Source organism: Nostoc sp. CENA543, from assembly GCF_002896875.1.
Lineage (GTDB): Bacteria > Cyanobacteriota > Cyanobacteriia > Cyanobacteriales > Nostocaceae > Trichormus.
The window spans coordinates 883253-907073 of record NZ_CP023278.1 but is presented as its reverse complement, the minus strand read 5'-3'; the positions used below and the strand labels follow the sequence as shown (position 1 = coordinate 907073).

Genomic DNA, 23821 nt, shown 5'->3' with positions numbered 1-23821 from the left:
AAGTAAATGAATATCTTTGAAACAAGAGAATCTAATGTCAGAAGTTATTGCAGAAGCTTTCCAACTTTATTTCACCGAGCCAAGGGTGCTTTTATCTATTCAGAATCAGGAGAGGCTTATATTGATTTTTTAGCAGGTGCGGGGGCGTTAAATTATGGGCATAACAACGACTACATTAAACAAAAGGTGATATCATACCTAGATGCTGATGCGATCGCACATGGCTTAGACTTTCATACATCTGCCAAAGAGCAGTTTATCTCGAAGTTCACCGAAACAGTATTAACTCCCAAAAATTTAGACTACCGACTTCAGTTTTGCGGCCCTACAGGGACAAATGCTGTGGAAGCTGCATTAAAGTTAGCCAGAAAGGTGAAAAAAAGACCAGGGATATTTTCATTCATGGGCGGTTATCATGGTATGACCTTGGGTAGCTTATCCATTAGTGGTAATCGTGATATTAAAGCTGGGGCTTATGGTACATCAAGTAATGTTGCATTTATGCCCTATCCCTTCGGTTTTATGGAAAGCTTTGACACGATAGAATTTATCGAGTCAGTTCTCAATGATGTCAATTCTGGAGTTGAAAAACCAGCCGCCATTATCTTTGAAACAGTGCAAGCAGAAGGTGGTGTAATTGTCGCACCCATAGAATGGATGCAAAGACTGAGAAATTTGTGCGATCGCCATGATATTTTATTAATCTGTGATGACATCCAAGTAGGCTGCGGCAGAACTGGGCCATTCTTCTCTTTTGAAAGAGCCAATATTATTCCCGATATAGTAGTCCTGTCAAAATCTATCGGTGGCTATGGTTTCCCCATGTCGTTATTATTATTGAAATCAGAGTTAGATATTTGGGAACCTGGCGAACACAATGGTACTTTTCGAGGTAATCAACTAGCCTTTGTTGGTGGTACTGCTGCACTAGAATATCGAGAAATTGTCAACCTTGAAAAAGAAGTTAAAATTAAAGAATTATTCTTAAATAATTTTTTAATTAACAAAATAGTATCAATTAGTGAGAAAATAAAAATACGAGGACTAGGCTTAATTTGGGGCATTGATATTTCCCAATTAGGTGATGCTAATTTAGCCAAAAGAATCACCTCTCGCTGTTTTGAACTAGGATTAATAATTGAAAAAGCCGGCAGAAATAACACCGTCCTTAAAATATTGCCCCCTTTAACAATTGAAATGCCCATATTAGAGCAAGGGTGTTCCATTATCAAACAAGCATTTGATGATTGCCTAACTTAAATAAAACTCTCATTCTCTCTGCGCCTCTGCGTGATATCCATCAAGTATTTTGTAACAAGGTAACAGATAATGGTTGCGATTCAAAGTAAACCGACAATTACATCTGAAGAGTTATTTACACAAAAAATTTATTGGTTGAATCAATTATCTGATGAATTACCAGAGACAAATTTAATTACAGACTATATTAGACCTGCAATTTACACTGGTAAGCATAAATCAGTTAGTTTTCAATTATCTGCTTACCTGTCAGAAACTATTCTCACACTCAGCAATAATTCGTATTTATCAACATATTTAATTTTGTTGTCTGCATTTAGTATATTGATGCAGAAATACACTGGCAATGATGATAATATTATCGGTTCTCCAGCTTACCACTTCACAGAAATTGATAGCAATTTAACTCAAGTTTTACCCCTGCGGATTAACGTTGATAAAAATCAAACATTTAAAAATTTACTGCTGCAAGTTAAAGACACAACTATCAACGCCTATTGCCATCAAAATTATCCCATTGATGAATTAACGCCACTCTTAAATTTACCCAATCAGCAAAATCGCTATCCATTTTGTGACATTGTTGTTCTCTTAGAAAATATTCATCAACAAAATGGCATTACGAATATCAGCAATGATGTCACCTTATCATTCAAACTTATAGATAATTTATTAGTAGTTAGAATAGATTACAATGAGCATCTATTTCGAGAAGATGCTATAAAATGTTTAATTAAATCTTATTTAAATGTGATTGAGTGTGTAGTCAGCAATCCTCACACTAAAATCAGCGATATATCTTTTTTAACCATAGAAGAACAGCACCAACTATTAGAAAAATTTAATCATAAAACTAAACAATATCCAATTACTCAAACAATCGATCAATTATTTACTCAGCAAGCCCAAGCTACACCCAATCGAATTGCTGTTGAGGATGCAGATAGTCAACTAACTTATCAACAATTAAATGCCAAAGCCAACCAATTAGCTAAATTCCTCCAACATATAGGCATCAAAAAAGGTGAAATTGTTGGCATTCTCAAAGAGCGAGACATTAATTTTTTAATCGGTATACTTGCTATTTATAAAGCTGGTGGAGCATATCTACCAATTGATAGCCAGTATCCAACTGATAGAATTAAATATATGGTATCTAACAGTGAAGTCAAAATTATTTTGACAGACTCCTCCTGTTTAGATATGTTTACAGAGTTAGTAGGAGACAACCTACATTTAAAATCTCTAGTTTGTTTAGACAAGGCAGAAAATACTATAAATTCTGCTGTATTAACTGATATCAATATATATAATCAACTACATTTTCAGGATTTATCTACTGAGGATTTCATTACCAGCAATACAGGTACAGATCCAGCTTATATGTTATATACATCTGGTTCTACTGGATTGCCAAAAGGCGCGATAGTCAGACATGACGGGGCGATTAATCATATATATGCTCAGTTTGATGAACTAGAGTTAACAGCAGATTTTGCTTTTTTACAAAGCGCACCTTCTTCTACTGATATTTCTGTCTGGCAATTTTTAGCTCCACTTTTGATTGGTGGTAAGACAGTTATAGTAGATACTGAATCAGGTTTTATTCCCGACAAATTATTTAAAGTTCTTCAAGAAAAAAGTATTACTGTTGTGGAATTAGTTCCCGCAGTGTTTGGAGGATTAATAGATTATATTTGCCAACTCCCAGAAGAACAAAGACAGCTACCTGATTTAAAGTGGATGATGGTAGTTGGTGAACCTGTTTCTGTAAAACGAGTTAATCAATGGTTGAGTTTGTATCCGGCAATTAGAATAGCTGATGCTTATGGCCCTACTGAAGCGGCTGATGATATTACTCAATTTATTATTGATCAACCTTTACCAGAAAACCAACGCACTGTTTCTATCGGTCAGCCTTTAACTAACTTAAATATCTATATTCTTGACCGAGAAATGCGGTTAGTCCCGATAGGATTTCCAGGCGAGATATGTGTGTCAGGAATTGGTGTAGGAGATGGTTACTGGCAAAATCCAGAGAAAACAAAATCAAGTTTTATTCCTAACCCTTTCCCCAGTTCTACAAAAAAATTACCAGCAGGTAATCCAGATTTAATGTATAAAACTGGAGATTTAGGTAGATGGCTACCTGATGGTAATATCGAGTTTTTGGGACGCATAGATAACCAAGTTAAAATTCGCGGTTTTCGGGTGGAACTGGAAGAAATAGAAGCAATGCTGCGTCAGCATTCTTCTGTACGAGAAACTGTAGTTATCGTGCGAGAAGATAATGGTGATAAGCGTTTGGTAGCTTATGTAGTTCCTCAACCTGAAAGTTCAGCAGATTTAGTGTCAGAACTCCGGCAAATACTCAAACAAAGATTACCACAACACATGATGCCATCAGCCTTCATGTTGTTGGATGATTTACCATTAGCCCCCAGTGGAAAAGTAGACCGCCGTGCCTTACCTGCGCCTGACTTTACGCAACTTCAAAGCGAAAAGACTTTTGTTGCTGCTTCTACTCCCATTCAAGAAATATTGATGGGAATTTGGGCGGAAGTTTTAAGTTTAGAAAAAGTAGGTATTCACGACAACTTCTTTGAATTGGGGGGACATTCTTTATTAGCGACTCGTGTGATTTCTAAAGTGCGCCAGGCATTTGAGGTAGAATTGCCTCTACGTCGCTTATTTGAACAACCAACAATTGCCGGTTTAGCAACAGTTATTGACAAAATTATTAAGGCGGGAATTGGTTTAGATGCTCCTCCTATTGAGCGGGTTTCTAGAGATGGGGAATTAATCTTATCTTTTGCTCAACAACGGTTGTGGTTCCTGACTCAACTGCAACCAAATAGTCCCTTTAATAATTTATGTGCCGCTTTTCGCCTGCAAGGTGAACTGAATATACAAGCACTACAGCAAAGTTTCTCTGAAATTGTGTGTCGTCATGAAGTTTTACGCACCAATTTTCAGACAGTGGCGGGAAAACCAGTGCAAATAATTGCATCAGAAACCAATTTTTCTTTGCCGATAATTGATTTGAGTAATTTAGCGGCTGATTTACAAGCAGTTCAAATTGAACAACTGACACAAATAGAAGCACAACAGCCTTTTAATCTGCAAACAGACTTGATGCTACGGGCAAAGTTATTACGCCTAGATGAACAAGAATATTTACTATTATTGACTGTGCATCATATTGCCTCTGATGGTTGGTCAATAGGTGTGTTTGTGCAGGAACTTTCTACACTTTATCAAGCTTTTTGTACTGGGCAAATCCCCAATTTACCAGCATTACCAATTCAGTATGCAGACTTTGCTGCTTGGCAACGAAGCTGGTTAGTAGCGGATGTTTTAGAGTCACAACTTGCTTACTGGCGACAGCATTTAGAAGGCGTGCCTGCACTGCTTGAATTACCTACAGACTATACAAGACCTGCTGTGCAAACTTTCCGGGGTGCTTACTGTAATTTTGAAATTTCTGCTGAACAAACTGCTGCATTAAAAAGTTTCAGCCAGGAACAGGGATGCACTTTGTTTATGACGTTGCTAGCAGGTTTTAAAACTTTGCTATATCGCTACACAGGTAATGAAGATATTGTAGTTGGTTCCCCCATCGCTAACCGTAACCGTGCGGAGATAGAAGGGTTAATTGGCTTTTTTGTTAACACTTTAGTGTTGAGAACTAAGTTAGCAGGGAATTTTACATTTGAGGAATTATTGGGACGGGTGCGTGAGGTAGCTTTAGGTGCTTATTCTCATCAGGATTTACCTTTTGACGTGCTGGTAGAAGAATTGCAGCCACAGCGTTCTTTGAGTTATACACCACTATTCCAAGTGATGTTTGTGTTGCAAAATGCACCAATGTCAGAGATAGAGTTGTCTGGCTTGAATTTGAGTTTGTTAGAAAATGACAACGGTACTGCTAAGTTTGATTTGACTTTGTTCATGGAAGAAACGGCTGCGGGAATTGTTGGGACTTTTGAGTATAGTACCGATTTGTTTGAGGCTGATACGATACAGCGAATGGCGCAGCATTTGCAAATATTACTAGCAGGAATTATCAGTGATTCTCAGCAGCAACTTTGGGAATTACCTTTGTTAAGTGAAGCGGAAAAAACACAGTTAGCAACATGGAATAATACTCAAGTTGCATATCCCCAAGAGTGCATTCATGAGTTATTTGTAGCCCAAGTGGAACGTACACCGGATGCTGTGGCTGTGGTTTGCGGTGCAGAAAAGTTAACTTACAAAGAGTTAAATCAGCGTGCGAATCAACTGGCGCATTATTTACAAAAGTTGGGTGTAGGTAAAGAAGTCTTGGTGGGAATATGTGTAGAACGTTCCCTAGATACGATAGTTGGGCTGTTGGGGATTCTCAAGGCTGGTGGTGCATATTTACCTTTAGACCCGGCGTACCCACAGCAGCGACTAGCGTTTATGTTGGCGGATGCGGGGGTGTCATTTGTCATTTGTCATGAGTCATTTGTTGATAGATTTGACAAAATGACTGTTGTGTGCATAGATACTGAGTGGCATCAGATTGCTCAGACTAGTCAAGAAAATCCGGTGAGTGGGACTACAGCCGAGAATTTGGCTTATGTAATCTATACTTCTGGTTCTACTGGTAAACCTAAAGGAGTTCTGGGTTTACATCAAGGTGCTGTCAATCGTTTTCATTGGATGTGGGAGACTTATCCGTTTACAGAGGGAGAAGTTTGTTGTCAGAAAACATCCTTAAACTTTGTAGATTCAGTTTGGGAGATTTTTGGGGCTTTACTGCAAGGGGTGAAGACGGTAATTATAGGCGATCGCACTGTCAAAGATCCACAGCAATTTATTGCAACCCTGGCTCAACATGATGTCACCCGACTGGTGCTAGTTCCTTCGTTGCTGCGGGTGTTGTTAGATAGCCGCGACTTACAAGCAAGATTACCAAAATTGAAACTTTGGGTAACGAGTGGTGAGGCGTTATCAATTGACTTGTTACAGCAGTTTCGCCAGACATTACCAGATAGTACCCTGTTAAATCTGTACGGTTCTTCCGAAGTTTCGGCAGACGTTACTTGTTACAGTATAACTCCTCCAGAGCCACTGCCTGAACGGGTGGCAATTGGGAGAGCGATCGCTAATACCCAAATTCATCTATTAGATCAATATCTCCAGCCTGTTCCTATTGGCGTAACTGGTGAAGTATATGTCAGTGGTGCAGGCTTGGCTAGAGGTTATATTCATCAACCAGAACTTACCGCAGATAAATTTATCTCGAAAGCCGGAATAACGCTTTATAAAACAGGAGATTTAGCACGTTATTTAGCTGATGGTAACTTAGAATTTTTAGGACGAATTGACAACCAAGTTAAGCTGCGGGGTTTTCGTGTAGAACTAGGGGAAATTGCCGCAATATTACGCCAATATCCTAAAATTAAAGAAGCTGTTGTGGTGGTAAAGGAAGAACAACAGCAGTTAATTGCTTATGTAGTTTCTGAAGATAAAGAAGTAATTATTAGCGAGTTACAGAACTTACTAAAAGAGAAGTTACCAGCGTATATGCTGCCTTCGGTTTTTGTGATTTTAGAAACTTTACCACTCCTACCAAATGGTAAAGTAGACTATCAATCATTGCCAATTCCAGGAGGTGTGCGTCCGCAGTTAGAACAGCAATTACAACTTCCACAAACTGAGGCGGAAAAAACTATTGCTGAGATTTGGGGAGAAGTTTTGCAACTGGATGAGGTGGGTATACATGATAATTTCTTTGAACTTGGTGGGCATTCTTTACTTTTAATTCAGGTTCATAGCAAGCTACAAGAAGTATTTCAACGAGATTTTGCTTTGGTTGAAATGTTTCAATATCCAACTATTAGCCAGTTAGCTATATTCTTTAGTCAGGAACAGGGTTCGGAATTGTCTGTGGGAATGTCGGTATCCATAGAGCGACGTAAGGAAATTAGAAGGAAAGCTCACGCAAAGGCGCAAAGGCGCAAAGGGGAGGAGTAGGAGTTTTTTTGGTGGAGTAGTAAAGATTTAGGAATATAGGACGATGACGTTAAGTAAACCAGAAATGCTAAAACAAAGTTACTTGTTTGAGACTGAGGAAATATTGCATTCTGATGTTGAAGAACACATTAGGCAATTATTTAGTCTGTCTCATTCAGAAAATATAGATGAGTATGTTGATGAAATATCTGATAAGTTTATTGGGGCAGATGATGCTAGTAGTGATATTGATTTAGATTCATTGGTGGCAAAGTTTTGTGATAGTCAAGTACCGAGTCATCCTGCTGATTTTACTAGCTATTTAGAATACTTGGCTGATAATGTCATTGCTCATTCAATTCATACGGCTTCACCAAGATTTATTGGTCACATGACTTCGGCATTGCCATATTTTGTGCAACCGTTAGCTAAGTTGATGACGGCGATGAATCAAAATTCGGTGAAAATTGAGACAGCAAAATCTCTCAGTTTTTACGAGCGTCAAGCTTTAGCAATGTTGCATCGGCAAATATATAATCTATCTGATAATTTTTACGCTGAACATATACAAAATAGTCAAAGTACATTGGGTATTTTGACATCTGGTGGGACAACAGCAAACATTACTGCTATGTGGTGCGCTCGGAATGATATTTTGGGTGCAAAAGATGATTTTTTGGGTGTAGAAAAAGAGGGTTTAATCGCAGCATTAAATTTTTATGGCTATAAAGGTGCAGCCATTATTGGCTCGGAATTAATGCACTTTTCTTTTGATAAAGCGGCAGATTTGTTAGGTATTGGAAATCGGGGTTTAATGAAAATTCCGGTGGATAGTAACAATCGAGTGCGAGTGCGATTGCTACGTCAAGCTGTAGCTAAATGTCGTGAGCAAAACTTGTGTATAATTGCCATTATTGGTATTGCTGGTACTACAGATTCAGGCGGTGTAGATTCACTCTTAGATATTGCCGAAATTGCCCAAGAAGCTAATGTTCATTTTCATGTAGATGCTGCTTGGGGAGGGCCTTTAGTTTTTTCTCAAAAACATCGCTATAAACTTGCAGGTATTGAACAAGCTAATTCCGTCACCATTGATGGACATAAACAACTTTATCTGCCAATGGGAATTGGGATGCTATTTCTGCGTGAACCGCAAATGGCACAATCAATTGAAAAACAAGCCAGCTATACCATGCGTAAGGGATCTTTCGATTTAGGTAAACGCGCTTTGGAAGGTTCTCGTCCTGGTATGGCGTTATTCTTACACGCTGGACTGAATTTAATTGGTAGTAAAGGATATGAATTTTTAATTGATGAAGGTATTAGAAAAACTCAATATATGGCTAATAAAATTCGTTTAATGCCTGAGTTTGAGTTATTAGCAGAACCTGATAGCAACTTGCTCCTTTATCGTTATATTCCCGAATCTTTAAGAGAGCTTGTCGCTAAAAAACAATTGACGGAAATTGACAATTTATTTATTAATAAATTTAATGAACGTCTGCAAAAAAATCAACGCCAAGCGGGACGAACTTTTATCTCGCGGACAATGAAAACGAGCAATTGCTTTAGTCAAGAAATTTCCATTGTGGCACTACGGGCAGTATTAGCAAATCCATTGACAACTGAAGATGATATTGATGCGGTTTTGCAGGATCAGATCCAGATTGCCTCAGAAATTTCACGCTTAGAAGATGAAAAAAATTACAGTTTTGAATAAAATTAACTTGGAGCGATTTTTATGTATTTAGCAAGTCCCATCATAGAAGATAATGCCCTAAATCTTTACAACAACTGGGCTTTTGCATATCCACAAGATAATAGCAGCGAACTTTGGCTGGAATTTTTGGGAAAACATATATTAGAACACTTGCCTGAAAATGCTCGTATTTTAGATGTTGGTTGCGGTCAGGGTCAATTAGTCAATAAACTGATTGCTAAAGGTTATCAAGTAACTGGGGTTGATTTATCAGACGAAATGTTGCGTTATGCTCGCAAGAATGCACCCAGTGGCGAATTTATTCAGAGTGATATACGCTCTTTTGAAATGCCACCTACTTTTCATGCAGTTGTTTCATCGAGTACAGTATTCAACTATATGTTGAGTATTGAAGACTTAACAAAGGCTTTTCAAAAAGTATATGATTCGCTATTGCCAAATGGCTGGTTTGGCTTCGATTTGAGCGAAGGAGAATTAGTGAGAGAAGATAACAATTTAGTTGAGGAATGTAGTGGTGATTTTGGCGATGACTATACGTGGCTACAACGTTCAATTTACGACCCAAAAAGTAAGTTATGGCAAAGTCATTATGTGACATTTCAATTGCTCGATGGTAACTGGCAACGAAGGGATGTAAATTGTACAGCTAAAGCTTATTCTCGGACAGAGGTGCAGTCTGTTCTAGAAAAAGTGGGCTTTACAAAAGTTTTGGTCAATGATGTTACACAGGATGCTGAAATATCTGGTTTAGCAGATTCAAGAATAATATACGTTTTTCGTAAAAGTATATTCTAAGAACTAGCTGAAGAAGGTTGCCATTTTTCATTGGTAAGGTTTTAAGTTTTGTAGTTTTGTAGTGGCGTGGCAAGCCTAAAGTAGTGCAAATATATTAGTCCTTGTGGTGTGGGCATCTTGCCCGCACCGGACGGGCTAGAAGCCCATCCTACAAGAGAATTTTAATGCAACATTTAAGGCTTTCCACGCCAGTAGGGTGCGTTATTAACAATAGTCCTAACGCACCGCCAGAAATTTATGATGCGTGACGCTGGCGTGATAACTGTTTACAGACTTCTCTAAAATTTACTTCGATGAATCCTGAAAATAAATTTCCTAGCATCGATGATGATGCAATAGCAATAATTGGTATGGCTGGGCGTTTTCCTGGTGCTAAGAATGTTGATAGTTTTTGGCAAAATTTACGAGATGGTGTAGAGTCAATTACTTTCTTTACTGATGAAGAATTGCTATCAGTCGGTATCAAGCCAAAATCACTTAATGATCCTAATTATGTCAAAGCATTTGGTTTATTAGAAGATATCGAATTATTTGATCCTAATTTTTTTGGTTTCACTCCTAAAGAAGCAGAATTAATAGATCCGCAACATAGATTATTTATAGAATGTGTTTGGGAAGCATTAGAAAATGCTGGCTACAATTCTGAAACTTATCCTGGTCAAATAGGATTGTTTGCTGGTGCTGCTTTAAGTTCTTATTTATTAAATAATTTATTTTCTAACTTTTATCCCCATTGGGATGCGTTAAACTCAGTCGAATCATTTCAAATGTTTGTTGGGAATGATAAAGACCATTTACCTACACAAATTTCTTATAAATTAAATTTAAAAGGGCCAAGTGTTAATGTTCAAACTGCTTGTTCGACATCATTAGTAGCGGTGCATTTTGCTTGTCAAAGTTTACTCAACGGCGAAAGTGATATGGCTTTGGCTGGTGGTGTATCTGTACATTTACCCCAAACATCTGGCTACTACTATGAACAAGGGGGAATTTTATCAATTGATGGTCACTGTCGCGCCTTCGATGCTCATGCTAGTGGTACTATTTTCGGTAACGGCTTGGGTGTAGTTGTGCTGAAGCGATTAGAAGATGCTGTGCGCGATCGCGATTACATTCATGCCATAATTAAAGCTTCAGCAATTAATAATGATGGCTCTTTAAAAGTAGGTTATACAGCACCTAGTGTAGAAGGTCAAACAGCAGTAATTTTAGAAGCATTAGCATTAGCTGATGTGGAACCAGAAACTATTTCTTATATTGAAACTCATGGAACGGGTACTGTACTAGGAGACCCCATCGAAATAAAGGCTCTCACACAAGCTTTTCGTGATAGCACTGATAAAAAAGGTTTTTGTGCTGTCGCTTCCACAAAAACAAATATTGGACACCTGAATACGGCTGCGGGTGTGGCTGGTTTAATTAAAACTGTTCAAGCCCTTAAACATCAACAAATACCTCCCAATTTACACTTTCAAACTCCTAATCCTCAAATAGATTTTGCTAACAGTCCCTTTTATATCAATACCACTCTTTCAGAATGGCAAAGTAACGGTACACCGCGCCGAGCTGGGGTTAGTTCCTTCGGTATTGGTGGAACTAATGCTCATGTGATTTTGGAGGAAGCACCTGTTTTGAGGCAGGGGGCAGGGGGCAGGGTGCAGGGGAGAGATTATCAACTATTATGTTTATCGGCTAAAAGTGAGCAGGCACTTGAGAAAATAACAATTAATCTTGCTACACATTTACAACAACATCCTGAATTAAATTTGGCTGACGTGGCTTATACCCTCAGTGTTGGGCGGCGGGCTTTTGACTATCGGCGGATGGTTGTTTGTCGTGATATTGAAGATGCAATTGAAGTATTAACAAATTTAGACCCAGAACGAGTTTTTAGCTACTACCAAAAACCGAGCAAACGTCCCGTTATATTTATGTTCTCAGGGCAGGGAACGCAATATGTAAATATGGCGCGAGAACTGTATGAAGTTGAGCCAATTTTTCAAGAACAGGTAGATATTTGTGCAGATATTCTTCAACCACAATTGGGGCTAGATATACGTCAAATACTATATCCTAGTGAACAACAAATACAAACAGCTTCCGCCCAACTGCAACAAACATCTCTGGCTCAACCTGCATTATTCACCATTGAATACGCCTTAGCCAAGTTATGGATGTCTTGGGGTGTGTTACCTACGGCGATGATAGGTCATAGTATTGGTGAGTATGTAGCCGCTACTTTAGCTGGTGTATTTTCTTTAGAAGATGCTTTAACTTTAGTTGCTGCGAGAGGAAAAATGATGCAGCAACAGCCACCTGGAAGTATGCTGGCTGTACCGCTATCAGAAGCAGATGTAAAACAATTTTTAGGTGAGGAACTTTCTCTAGCTGCAATTAATAGTCCATCTGCTTGTGTTGTTTCTGGAAAGACAGAAGTTGTTGAGACTTTGCAAAACTATTTAGCTACTAAAAATATAAATTCTCGTCTGTTGCATACATCTCACGCCTTCCATTCGCAGATGATGGAACCAATTTTAGCGGCGTTTACTGAACAAGTGAAAAAAGCTAATCCCAAACCGCCCAAAATTCCCTTCATTTCTAATCTTACTGGTACTTTGATTCAAGCCAATGAAGCGACAAATCCCCATTATTGGAGTCAACATCTACGCTCTTGTGTGAGATTTTCACAAGGTATATCTGAGTTATTAAAACAAGCAGAAGGTATCTTTATAGAAGTAGGATCAGGACGGACATTAAGTACATTAACAAGGCAGCATTTAACAAATAATGCTAAACAATTAGTTGTAACTTCTCTCCGCCATCCCCAAGAACAACAAGCAGATATTGCTTTTATACTAAATACATTAGGTCAGCTATGGCTAGCAGGAATAGACATAAATTGGTCAGAATTTTATAGCCACAAACAACCTTATCGTGTTCCTTTACCTACTTATCCTTTTGAACGTCAACGTTATTGGATTGAAGCAAAAATACCATCATTTGGATCACAAGAAGAAAATCAAGTTTTTTCTAACTCAGCCAACTTTACAGAAACGAAAGTACAAGAATCAAATATATCTTATTCCCGACCCCATATCGACAATACTTACATTGCTCCCACCAACGAATTAGAATCACAAATTGCCAAAGTCTGGCAAGAAGTTTTAGGAATTCAACAAATTGGCATTTATGACAACTTCTTTGAATTGGGCGGAGACTCTTTAATAGCTACTCAACTTGCTTCTCGCCTACAAGCAAACTTCCCTGTAGAATTACCACTCCGCGAACTGTTATTAAAAGCCTTAACTATCGCCAAGCAAGCAGAAATAATTGAAGAACTACTGCTAGAAAAACTCACCGAATTATCTGAAGAAGAAGTTCAACTTATCCTCAAAACTTAACCACTCTCCGCGTACCTCTGTCTTGAAAAGTTTGCTCAACGGGGGGGAACCCCCGCACGCAACTTTTCGCCGCGTTAACCTCCACGCCCCTCTGCGTTCCAAATAAAAACTATGGACAACTCCACCCTCTCCCCAGCCAAAAAAGCCCTATTAGAAAAATGGAAAAAAGGTAAATTTAAAACCGAAGCCATTCCCAAACGCCAAAACTCTCAACCCATACCATTATCTTTTTCGCAACAAAGACTTTGGTTTATTCACCAACTTTATCACGGTAGTTCTTTCTATCATGTCACCAGTGCCTTACACCTAAAAGGCTTACTGAATTTATCAGCACTTCAGCACAGCCTCAACGAAATTCTCAGACGACATGAAGCATGGCGAACAATATTTGTATCAGGAGATGAACAGCCAATACAGATAGTTTTACCTCAATTAACTTGGGAAATACCTATTATTAATATTGAGCATTTAGCTAATCAAGACTGGGAAACAGAAGTTCAACAAATTGCTATCAAAGAAGCACAAAAACCTTTTGATTTAGCTGCTGCACCATTATTCAGAGCAAGTTTACTGCGCTTGAGTGAAATAGAAAATATATTACTTTTAACCATACATCATATAATTACAGATGGGTGGTCTATGGGTGTGTTTGCCCAAGAATTAGCAACGCTATATGCGGCTTTTTCTAACGGGAAACCCTCTCCTTTAGCAGAACTGCCAATTCAATATGCAGATTTTAGCATTTGGCAACGCGATCGCCTGCAAGGAGAACGGCTAAACACTCAACTTAATTACTGGAAGCAACAATTAGCTGGTAAACTGCCAATACTCCAGTTACCTACAGATTATCCCCGTCCGGCGGTTGCAACATTTCACGGTGCGAAACAATACTTTACTTTATCAAGAGAATTAAGCGCAGCATTAACCGAATTAAGCCAGCAAGCAGGCTGTACTTTATTTATGACGCTGCTAGCGGCGTTTAATACATTACTATATCGCTACACTTCTCAAGAAGATATTTTAGTAGGTTCAGCTATTGCTAATCGTAACCGCGCCGAATTAGAAGGGTTACTTGGTTTATTTGTCAATAACTTAGTTCTGCGGAATAACTTAAGTGGTAATCCTACTTTCCGAGAACTTTTAAGTCGAGTAAAAGATGTAACTCTCAACGCTTATGCACATCAAGATTTACCTTTTGAAAAGTTAGTTGAAGAATTACAACCTGAGAGAGATTTAAGCCGGAATCCTTTGTTTCAGGTAATGTTTATTCTCCAAAATGCCCCAACACCTGTAGAAGAAGTGGCTGGGTTAACTTTGCGTAATTTAGAAATTGATCACGGTACATCGGAATTTGATATTACTGTGTCCATCTCAGACTCAGAACAAGGATTAACTGGATTTTGGGAATACAATACAGATTTATTTGATGCAGTGACAATTCAAAGATTGATTGATAATTTTCAAAATTTACTCATAAGTATTATCATCAATCCTCATCAAAGCATTTCCGAATTGCCATTACTGACAACTCCAGAGAAAAAGCAATTATTAGAGTGGAATTATACTCAAACTGATTATCCACATCACGCAACTTTACAGCAATTATTGGAGCAACAAGTCGAGCATTTTCCCGATGCTTTAGCATTAATTAGTCAGTCAGAAAATCTAACTTATCAACAACTCAACCAAAAAGTAAATCAACTTGCTCATTATTTAATTAAATTAGGAGTCACAACTGAAACTCTGGTGGCTATATGTCTAGAACGCTCTGTAGATATGATCATAGCGATTTTAGCGATTTTAAAAGCTGGCGGTGCTTATTTACCTCTAGACCCTAATTATCCCGTGGAACGCCTTCAATTTATGTTGGCTGATTCTCAAGCTGCGTTGATGATTAGTCACACATCATTAAAGAAATGTTGGGGAGAAGTAAAAGCAATCGCATTAGACACAGCCTGGGATAATATTCAACAAGAAAGTCCAGAAAACCCCCGCAGCGCATCTGAAGCACATAACCTCGCCTATGTAATTTACACCTCCGGTTCAACGGGAACGCCTAAAGGTGTGCTGGGAACCCATCGTGGTACAGTCAACGGTTTACACTGGCTATGGAAAACCTATCCCTTCGCAACTGGGGAAATTTGTTGTCAGAAAACCGCAATTAGTTTTGTTGATTCAGTCTGGGAAATTTTCGCACCCTTATTGCAAGGTTTTCCTACAGTCATTATCCCCGATGCGATCGCCAAAGACCCGCAACTTTTCCTCGAAACTCTCACTAACTATCAAGTTTCGCGCCTCGTGCTTGTCCCTTCATTATTGCGGCTACTCCTAGATAATTACCCACATCTCACACAAAATTTATCTCATCTCCAACTTTGGATTACCAGTGGAGAAGCATTAACTATTGATTTAGCCAAAACTTTTCACCAGTTATTACCAAACGCCAAATTAATTAATCTTTATGGTTCTTCAGAAGTTTCTGCCAATGTCACTTATTACGACACAAGTTTATTGAGTGAAACATCCTCCACAGTTCCCATCGGTAAACCTATAGATAACACACAAGCATATATTTTAGATAGCAATTTACAACTTGTTCCCATTGGTGTAGCTGGAGAATTATATATTGGTGGCGATGGACTAGCTAGGAGTTATTTACATCGTCCAGAACTGACACAAGAAAGATTTATTGATAACCCATTTTTAAGAGGAACTAAACTTTTCAAAACTGGTGACTTAGTACGCTATCAAAATAACGGTCAATTAGAATATCTTGGTCGTAATGATGACCAAATTAAAATTCGAGGTTTTCGTATAGAATTAGGTGAAATTGCCACTGCGATCGCTCAATATCCGTCTGTAAAAAATGCTGTTGTCATCCCTCATGATGATGCTCATGGCGATAAATCTTTAATTGCTTATGTAGCTACACAACAAAAAGATATCATCCCGCCACTACAAGCATATTTACAGCAGAAACTACCAAGTTTTATGCTACCCTCGGCTTGTATATTATTAGATGAAATTCCCCTGACACCTAATGGTAAAGTAGACAAGCAAGCACTTGTATCTCATGATGTAATTCCCACAATAGTTAATAAATCTTCCGTTGCAGCTAGCACTTTTACAGAATTAGCCCTGGTAAAAATTTGGGAACAGTTACTTAACACTAGTCCCATTGGCATTACAGATAATTTTTTTGAACTAGGAGGACATTCATTTTTAGCTGTGCGCTTAATTGCCCAAATTTATGAGCTATTTGGACACAACCTCAGCCTATCAACCCTCTTTGAAAATCCTACAATTGAAAAACTCGCCAAAATTGTCAGTCAACCAGCAAGCTTAGGTGCAAATTCTCCTTTAGTCGCCATTCAATCTGCTGGTGAATATCGTCCTTTCTTTTGTGTTCATGCAGCCGGAGGAGATGTCAACAACTACCTTATTCTCTCCAAAAAATTAGGTAGAGAACAACCATTTTACGCTCTAGAACAAACCCCCCATCAACAAGAATTTAATCCTCTGTCTGTAGAAGAAACCGCAGCTTATTACCTCAAAGAAATTCGTCAAGTCCAGCCTCATGGCCCTTATCTTTTAGGAGGTTGGTGTTACGGTGGTATCATTGCCTTTGAAATGGCACAACAACTACAAAGACAAAATGAAACAGTTGATTTACTTGCAGTAATTGACGCAATCTTGCCCAAAACTATCATCCAGCCAGACAAAGATGATGATGCTAAATTAGTGCTGCGTTTAGCTGAAGCTATCAAAAACTGGTTCAATATAGAATTTGCCGTTTCCTATAATGAGCTACGAGATTTACCACTAGATGAACAATTTCATTTCTTATTTAGCAAAGCTAACCTCAAAATTAGCGAGACAGAAATGGCACAACATCTGCAAAGTTATCAGCTATTCAAAACCCATATTCAAGCCATGCGGAATTATATTCCAGAGATTTATCCCCAAGAAATTACATTATTTAAAGCCAGCGAAATAATTACCCACGACTTTGAAAGTCACGAATTCCATACAGATGATCCCTTATTAGGTTGGGGTAAATATTCTTCCCAACCTATCAACATGATTGAAATTCCCGGCAATCATTTCTCTATATTTAATGAGCCTTACATCCAAGAATTAGCCAATCACTTAAAAACATCTTTCCTCCACACTCAAAAACTCTAAACAATCCTCTCTGTACCTCTGCACATCTGCGCCTCTGCGTCTCTGCGTGAGCTTAAACATGAAAATACCCGAAGTAAACCTTCCTCTCTGGCTAAACATTATTAAAATAGCCAACAACCCCCTAAACCACCTGGATGCTATCTCCAAAAAATATGGCAACATTTTCATCATTAACTTTGGTGAAACACCCATAGTATTTGTGAGCGAACCCCAAGCCATCAAACAAATTTTTACCAATACAAAAGATATTAAAACACCCGGTGAATTAAACGCAGAAGCGGCATTAATCACCGGCAACCAAGGTATATTACAACTCGATGGACTACGCCACAAACATCGACGTAAATTAATGATGCCAGCTTTTCATGGTGTCAAAATGCAGGCTCAAGGAAAGCTAATTTGCCACCTGACAAAGCAAGTAATAGATGAATATTTAGCCAAAAAAACCTTCACCGCCTATCCCACAATTGAAGATATTACCTTGCAAGTCAGCATGAAAGTTGTTTTGGGCTTACAAGAGGGAGAACGTTATGCAAAACTCAAGTACCTACTTCCCACCATACTTAAGAGTATGCGATCGCCCATCATGCAAACTACCTCTTTTCTACCCTTTCTGCAAAAAGATTTAGGAAAGTGGAGTCCGTGGGGATATCTTATGCACCTCCGCCAAGAAATTTTTGAGCTGCTTTACGCCGAAGTGCAAGAACGCCGCCAACAAGCAGACACATCCCGCAGCGATATCCTATCCGAGTTAATATTTGCCCGTGATGAGACGGGTGAACTGATGACAGATGAAGAAGTCCGCGATTTGTTACTCTCACCCTTATTCGCCGCGCAAGATGCTTCCGCAGTCGCTATCACTTGGTTATTGTATTGGGTTTATCGCCAACCTCAAGTCCGCGAAAAACTGCAACAAGAACTAGCTACCCTTGGCGACTCACCCGATCCCATGAGCATCGCCCAACTGCCCTATCTCAGTGCTGTTTGTAACGAAGTCCTACGTATTTATCCGGCGCAATTATTCACATTTCCGCGCCGCGTCGAATCCCCAATTGAACTGATGGGTTATGAATTAGCCCCAGGAACCCTCATCATGGGTTGTATTTATCTCACCCATCAACAGCCAGATTTATACCCAAATCCCCAACAATTCCAACCAGAACGTTTCCTAGAAAAACAATACACCCCTTACGAATTTTTCCCCTTTGGTGGCGGTACTCGTAGCTGTATTGGTGCAGCCTTAGCCATCTTTGAAATGAAGCTCATCCTAGCCACTATCCTCTCCAACTATGAACTCGCCCTAGTCAAAAAACAACCAGAACAACCCAAATTTGAAGGTTTAATGTGCTACCCAGCTAGTGGTGTCAAAATGCACATCTCAGCCAAAACCCCGCGCCCCTCTGCGGAAACCTCCGCGCCCCTCTGCGTTTAAAAATATACCCAATATGAACCTACCTCAAGGCCCAAAACTCCCAGCTTGGTGGCTGAGAATGCAATTTACAGCCGATCCTCTGCGTTTTCTCGATCAAATGAATCAACGCTATGGTGACATTTTCACCATTATGTCTGAATCCACACCCTTAATCTTTGTCGGTAATCCCCAAGGGATGAAGCAGATTTTCACCAATACAACAGAAATCATCGCGGCTGGAGAGTTAAACGCCGAATCAGCCCCATTGGTGGGACAAAACGGACTACTTCTGCTTGATGGTATACGCCACAGATCCAGACGCAAACTGCTGATGTCTCCTTTGCACAGTAATAAAGTAAAAGCCTACGGACAGCAAATTTGTGATGTCACCGAAAAAGTCATGAATCAGCTACCCCTGGGCAAATCTTTTTTAGCCTACCCCACCATGCAAAAAATTACCCTAGAGGTAATTTTAAATACTTTATTTGGCTTACATACAGGCGATCGCTACGAACAACTCAAGCAACTGCTAACTAATTTAATGAACTATGCGCGATCGCCCTTTGTCGAAATCCCTCTATCCTTCCCCTTTTTACAACAAGACTTAGGGCGGTGGAGTCCTTGGGGTTACTTTCGTTATCTGTGGCGACAATTTGACAACCTGATTTACGCAGAAATTAGCGATCGTCGTCAACAACCAAACCCCAATGCTAATGATGTCCTTTCCGAGTTAATATTTGCCCGCAACGAAACAGGCGAATTATTAACAAATGAAGAAATACGCGATTTATTTCCTTCATTATTATTCGGTGGACGAGATGCTTCCGCAACAGCCATTACTTGGGCATTATATTGGCTTCACCGTGAGCCACAAGTCCGCGAAAAATTGCGTCAAGAAATCAACACTCTGGGTGAATCTCCCAACCCCATGAGCATTGTTGAACTTCCTTATCTCAATGCTGTCTGTAACGAAATCTTACGGATTTATCCCACTCAATTCGTCACATTTCCCAGGATAGTAGAATCAGCAACTAATCTCATGGGCTATCACTTAACTCCAGGCGCAATCATCATCGGCTGTATTTATTTAACACATCAAAACCCAGAATTATATCCACAACCACAGCAATTTCAACCAGAACGTTTTCTAGAAAAACAATACTCTCCATACGAATTTATGCCCTTTGGTGGCGGTGCTAGGCGTTGTCCTGGGGAAGCTTTAGCTACGTTTGAAATGAAACTAGTTCTCGCCAAAATTATTTCACGTTATCAATTATCTCTAACCCATACACAACGAGAAAAACCACAACCCCAAGGTGCAAACTATCCCCCAGCCAGTAAATTAAAGATGGTATTATGCAACATTCAGCAACATCAACAATCCCCACAAGAGGCTGTGCATTTTTAGTGAAATTAAGTATCTATTTTAGAGAATTAAATAGAACGAATTGAACAGATCAAACCATGTAACTTAACCTAAAAATACTAAAATTCAGTTCGTAGTAAGGACTTTAGTCCTTTTTTGTGAACTAAATTTCACACTACAAGCCTTTAATTATTTATCCTGTGCTACTTATCCAAATTACAAATACCTGATTATTTGTAATCACAAACCCCCATATTGCATATTGCTTGAAGCATGAGCGGCAAATTATGACAACAGAAACACAATCACCAGTTACTCATGAAATACTCAATGGTAATCTAATTACATTGATGATAAAATTCACTATTCCCGGCATTTTAGGAATGCTATTACTTGGCTTTAATAGCTTCTTAGATGCCCTATTTGCTGGACAACTAATTGGTGAAACAGCATTAGCTGCCATATCCTTAGCAGTACCACTTACTTCCTTAGTTATTGGTTGCGCTCATTTAGTAGGAGTAGGTACAGCCTCAGTTCTCAGTCGGGCGATCGGTTCAGAAGATACCAGAACCAAGTCAAGAATTTTTGGCACTTTAGTCATTCTGAGCGTAATTATTGCTTTTTTTATCACCCTTTTAGGCTACTTTTTTAGTGATAAATTAATTGCCTTTATGGGAGGGAGTGGTGAAGTAGCCGCAGCCGGGGCAGAGTATTTTAGAATCTACACATCAGGTTCAGTATTTTATATTTTAGCAGTTGCGTCCAGCCAATTAATTAAATCAGAAGGCAAAATCCGCCTTGCTATGATTTTTGCCGGAATATTTGCTATCCTCGACGCTATTCTCAATCCTATATTTATTAGTGTTTTTAATTTAGGAATTGGAGGAGTAGCATTTTCTACAGTTATTTCTATGATAGTTTATAGTATTTTAAATATTAGCTATTTCCTTTCTAAGAAAAGTTCTATTCTGGTTAATCCCAAAAATTTAACTTTAGCCATAGATTTACTACCAGCAATTTTATCCGTAGGGTTAACCGCCCTATTAATGGAGATTATTAGCTTAGTAGAACAGTCTGTAATTTATAAATCTATTGCTCAATATGGCAGTGAACACGATATTGCTATTGCCGGAGCAACCCTGAGAATATATGCGTTAGCATTTATCCCCGTCGAAGGATTTGTGCAAGCCTTACAGCCTATAATTGGCATAAATTACGGAGCCAAAAATTATCACCGCCTCAAACAAGCATTTTTCACATTTAGTATTGGTGCAACACTGTGCTTAGGATTAATTTGGTTGCCTTTACAATTATTCCCAGCAACCTTTCTGAGAATTTTATTGCCAACTATTAATTTTAGTGGTGATGATTTATTTAACTTTCAAATTGTCAACTTTCTCCTGCTGATTTTACCATTAGGATTTTGCAGTGTCACGTTATTTCAATCCATTGGTAATGGCAAAGCAGCAGGTTTCTTGATTCTCTCTAAAACTCTTTTCTTCCTGATTCCATTTGTATTGATATTGTCTTCATATTTTGGCGTTAGAGGTGTATATTATGGAATGTTATTAACAGATTCATTAGTAGTATCAATTGCTTTATTAATCACTGGATTAGAATTTAAAAAACTTAGCATTCAGAAATTGTAGGGTGCGTTAAGGCAATTTATCCTGTCGCTTATACTCAAATCCTCACAATGCCGTAACACACCATACTATTTACTACTTACTTGATAAATAGACTTTCAAACCCGCAGAGAATAACTAGAAAAATCGATGAATCAAAAACGTAAAGGTGCTGTAGTAATCACAGGAGCATCTACAGGAGTTGGACGAGCAACTGCGCTATTATTAGATAAACAAGGCTATCAAGTATTTGCCGGAGTTCGTCAAACAAAAGATGCTGAATTGCTCAAGTTAAATTCATCTGGTAATTTAATCCCAGTAATTCTTGATGTCACCAAAAAAGAACAGATTAAAGCTGCCGCAGAAATTGTGGCATCAGCTATTAGTGATAAAGGATTAGTTGGATTAGTAAATAATGCCGGTATATTAGTAGATGGGCCATTAGAATATTTAGACATCGATGAACTCAGATGGCAATTTGAAGTTAATGTCATTGGACAAGTAGCTGTTACCCAAGCCTTTTTACCAATGATTCGCCAAGCCAAAGGCAGGATTATTAATATTGGCTCAGTTTCTGGCAAAATATCATCACCATTTTTTTCAGCTTTGTGTGCTTCTAAGTTTGCCTTAGAAGCCTTAAATGATTCTTTAAGAATGGAATTACATCCTTGGGGAATTGAAGTAATTTTAATTGAACCAGGCTCAATTGCTTCCAACGCTCCAGATAAAGTAGAAGCAAGTTTACAAAAAAAATTAGCTAATATGTCACCGACAGCTAGAGCTATGTACGGTGATATTTACAAGTTTTCCTTGGAGCAGTTAATCAAATCAAACCGTATGGGAGTACCACCGGCAGAAGTCGCAAATGTGATTCAAAAAGCCTTAGAAGTCAAGAAACCGAAAACTCGCTATTTCGTATCTAACGAAAAATTAATGCTAGATTTTCTCATGCTTTTAGCGAAGATTCTCCCAGACAGGGTTTGTGATGCTATTCAACTCCAAGAATTGGAATTAAAAAATTAGTAAAGAGGTTAATCATGACTGTATCAGAATCTATCTATGCACCCAGCAATACACCATTTCAAATGACAGCAATGGAATGGATACACGCCTACTGGATGTCGCGGTGTGTTTACGTAGTGGCTAAACTTGGCATTGCAGATTTACTTAGTGAAAGTCCTCAACACTGCGACACGTTGGCAAAAGCGACTGACACCCATAGTGATGCCTTATATCGCATCTTACGAGCCTTAGCTAGTGTGGGCATTTTTGCAGAGATTAAACCACGTTATTTTGCCTTAACTCCATTAGCAGATAATTTGCAAACTAATCACCCTGAATCAGTGCGAGCTATGGCAATTTTACGGGGTGAGGAGCATTATTACAAATCCTGGGGCGATTTGATGTACAGTTTGCAGACTGGAGACAGTGCCTTTGAGCGTTTATATGGCATGGACTTGTTTGAGTATAATGACCAAGATTCTACCCAAGGTGAAATTTTCGATCGCGCAATGGCAGAGTCTGAAGAGGAAAATACTTTAATATTAGAAGCTTATGATTTTTCCTCTATTGATAAGTTAGCTGATATTGGTGGTGGTAAAGGTCTTTCCCTAGCGACAATTCTCCAAGCCTACCCCAGTATGACAGGGATACTATTTGACCGTCCAGATGTAGTTGAACGGGCTAAAAATTCCTGGGATTTAGCCTTGCAAAATCGCTGCAAATTTATCGGTGGCAGCTTCTTTGAGGATATTCCTACAGGCGCAGATGCGTATATCCTCAAGCATATTATCCAAGACTGGGATGACGAGCGATCGCTCACCATTCTCCAAGGCTGTCATCAAGCTATGACACCACAAAGCAGATTATTGGTAATCGACTTTGTCATTCCTCCAGGCAACGAATTTTACGGCAGCAAGTTCATAGACGTAAATATGTTAGTCATGTGTCCAGGCGGACGCATCCGTACTGAAGAAGAATTTCACAAGCTATTTAAAGCCGCAGGGTTGAAAATTACACAAATTATCCCAACGGAATCCGAGGTTAGCATTATTGAGTCCACTAAAATTTCGTAAG

At 38.8% G+C, this 23821-nt stretch carries 11 protein-coding genes; all 11 read left to right on the top strand.

The features are described from left to right. The first annotated feature begins 6 nt into the window (after positions 1-6). Positions 7-1260: a diaminobutyrate--2-oxoglutarate transaminase gene (ectB, locus tag CLI64_RS03735; RefSeq protein WP_103135965.1), complete on the top strand. Its 1254-nt coding sequence runs from the start codon at positions 7-9 to the stop codon at positions 1258-1260. Positions 1261-1329: 69 nt separating this feature from the next. Continuing rightward, positions 1330-7263 carry a non-ribosomal peptide synthetase gene (locus tag CLI64_RS03730; RefSeq protein ID WP_103135964.1) on the top strand — a complete coding sequence of 1978 codons (5934 nt, stop codon included), beginning with the start codon at positions 1330-1332 and terminating at the stop codon, positions 7261-7263. A 43-nt stretch (positions 7264-7306) separates the two neighbouring features. Further along, complete coding sequence (gene panP, locus CLI64_RS03725) at positions 7307-8962, top strand: pyridoxal-dependent aspartate 1-decarboxylase PanP (protein ID WP_103135963.1); 1656 nt, start codon at positions 7307-7309, stop codon at positions 8960-8962. Positions 8963-8983: 21 nt separating this feature from the next. Beyond that, positions 8984-9757, top strand: coding sequence for a class I SAM-dependent methyltransferase (locus CLI64_RS03720; protein WP_103135962.1), 774 nt, complete (start codon positions 8984-8986; stop codon positions 9755-9757). A gap of 293 nt (positions 9758-10050) precedes the next feature. Continuing rightward, positions 10051-13158 (top strand): type I polyketide synthase, encoded by a 3108-nt coding sequence (locus CLI64_RS03715; protein WP_103135961.1) that lies wholly within the window; start codon positions 10051-10053, stop codon positions 13156-13158. Positions 13159-13269: 111 nt separating this feature from the next. Continuing rightward, on the top strand, positions 13270-17343 hold the full coding sequence (locus CLI64_RS03710; RefSeq protein ID WP_103135960.1) for a non-ribosomal peptide synthetase: 4074 nt from the start codon (positions 13270-13272) through the stop codon (positions 17341-17343). A 58-nt stretch (positions 17344-17401) separates the two neighbouring features. After that, positions 17402-18775: a cytochrome P450 gene (locus CLI64_RS03705; RefSeq protein ID WP_103135959.1), complete on the top strand. Its 1374-nt coding sequence runs from the start codon at positions 17402-17404 to the stop codon at positions 18773-18775. A 13-nt stretch (positions 18776-18788) separates the two neighbouring features. Further along, positions 18789-20162 (top strand): cytochrome P450, encoded by a 1374-nt coding sequence (locus CLI64_RS03700; protein ID WP_103135958.1) that lies wholly within the window; start codon positions 18789-18791, stop codon positions 20160-20162. A gap of 245 nt (positions 20163-20407) precedes the next feature. After that, positions 20408-21769 carry an MATE family efflux transporter gene (locus CLI64_RS03695; RefSeq protein ID WP_103135957.1) on the top strand — a complete coding sequence of 454 codons (1362 nt, stop codon included), beginning with the start codon at positions 20408-20410 and terminating at the stop codon, positions 21767-21769. Between the two features lie 126 nt (positions 21770-21895). Next, complete coding sequence (locus tag CLI64_RS03690) at positions 21896-22768, top strand: SDR family oxidoreductase (RefSeq protein WP_103135956.1); 873 nt, start codon at positions 21896-21898, stop codon at positions 22766-22768. Positions 22769-22782: 14 nt separating this feature from the next. After that, positions 22783-23820: a methyltransferase gene (locus tag CLI64_RS03685; RefSeq protein ID WP_103135955.1), complete on the top strand. Its 1038-nt coding sequence runs from the start codon at positions 22783-22785 to the stop codon at positions 23818-23820. Position 23821: the final 1 nt, after the last annotated feature.

Bases quoted from the DNA above. Each gene is read 5' to 3' on its own strand.
- CLI64_RS03695 (WP_103135957.1), top strand. From the start codon at position 20,408: ATGACAACAGAAACACAATCACCAGTTACTCATGAAATACTCAATGGT.
- CLI64_RS03710 (WP_103135960.1), top strand. From the start codon at position 13,270: ATGGACAACTCCACCCTCTCCCCAGCCAAAAAAGCCCTATTAGAAAAA.
- CLI64_RS03730 (WP_103135964.1), top strand. From the start codon at position 1,330: ATGGTTGCGATTCAAAGTAAACCGACAATTACATCTGAAGAGTTATTT.
- CLI64_RS03715 (WP_103135961.1), top strand. From the start codon at position 10,051: ATGAATCCTGAAAATAAATTTCCTAGCATCGATGATGATGCAATAGCA.
- panP (WP_103135963.1), top strand. From the start codon at position 7,307: ATGACGTTAAGTAAACCAGAAATGCTAAAACAAAGTTACTTGTTTGAG.
- CLI64_RS03700 (WP_103135958.1), top strand. From the start codon at position 18,789: ATGAACCTACCTCAAGGCCCAAAACTCCCAGCTTGGTGGCTGAGAATG.
- CLI64_RS03720 (WP_103135962.1), top strand. From the start codon at position 8,984: ATGTATTTAGCAAGTCCCATCATAGAAGATAATGCCCTAAATCTTTAC.
- CLI64_RS03690 (WP_103135956.1), top strand. From the start codon at position 21,896: ATGAATCAAAAACGTAAAGGTGCTGTAGTAATCACAGGAGCATCTACA.
- CLI64_RS03685 (WP_103135955.1), top strand. From the start codon at position 22,783: ATGACTGTATCAGAATCTATCTATGCACCCAGCAATACACCATTTCAA.
- ectB (WP_103135965.1), top strand. From the start codon at position 7: ATGAATATCTTTGAAACAAGAGAATCTAATGTCAGAAGTTATTGCAGA.
- CLI64_RS03705 (WP_103135959.1), top strand. From the start codon at position 17,402: ATGAAAATACCCGAAGTAAACCTTCCTCTCTGGCTAAACATTATTAAA.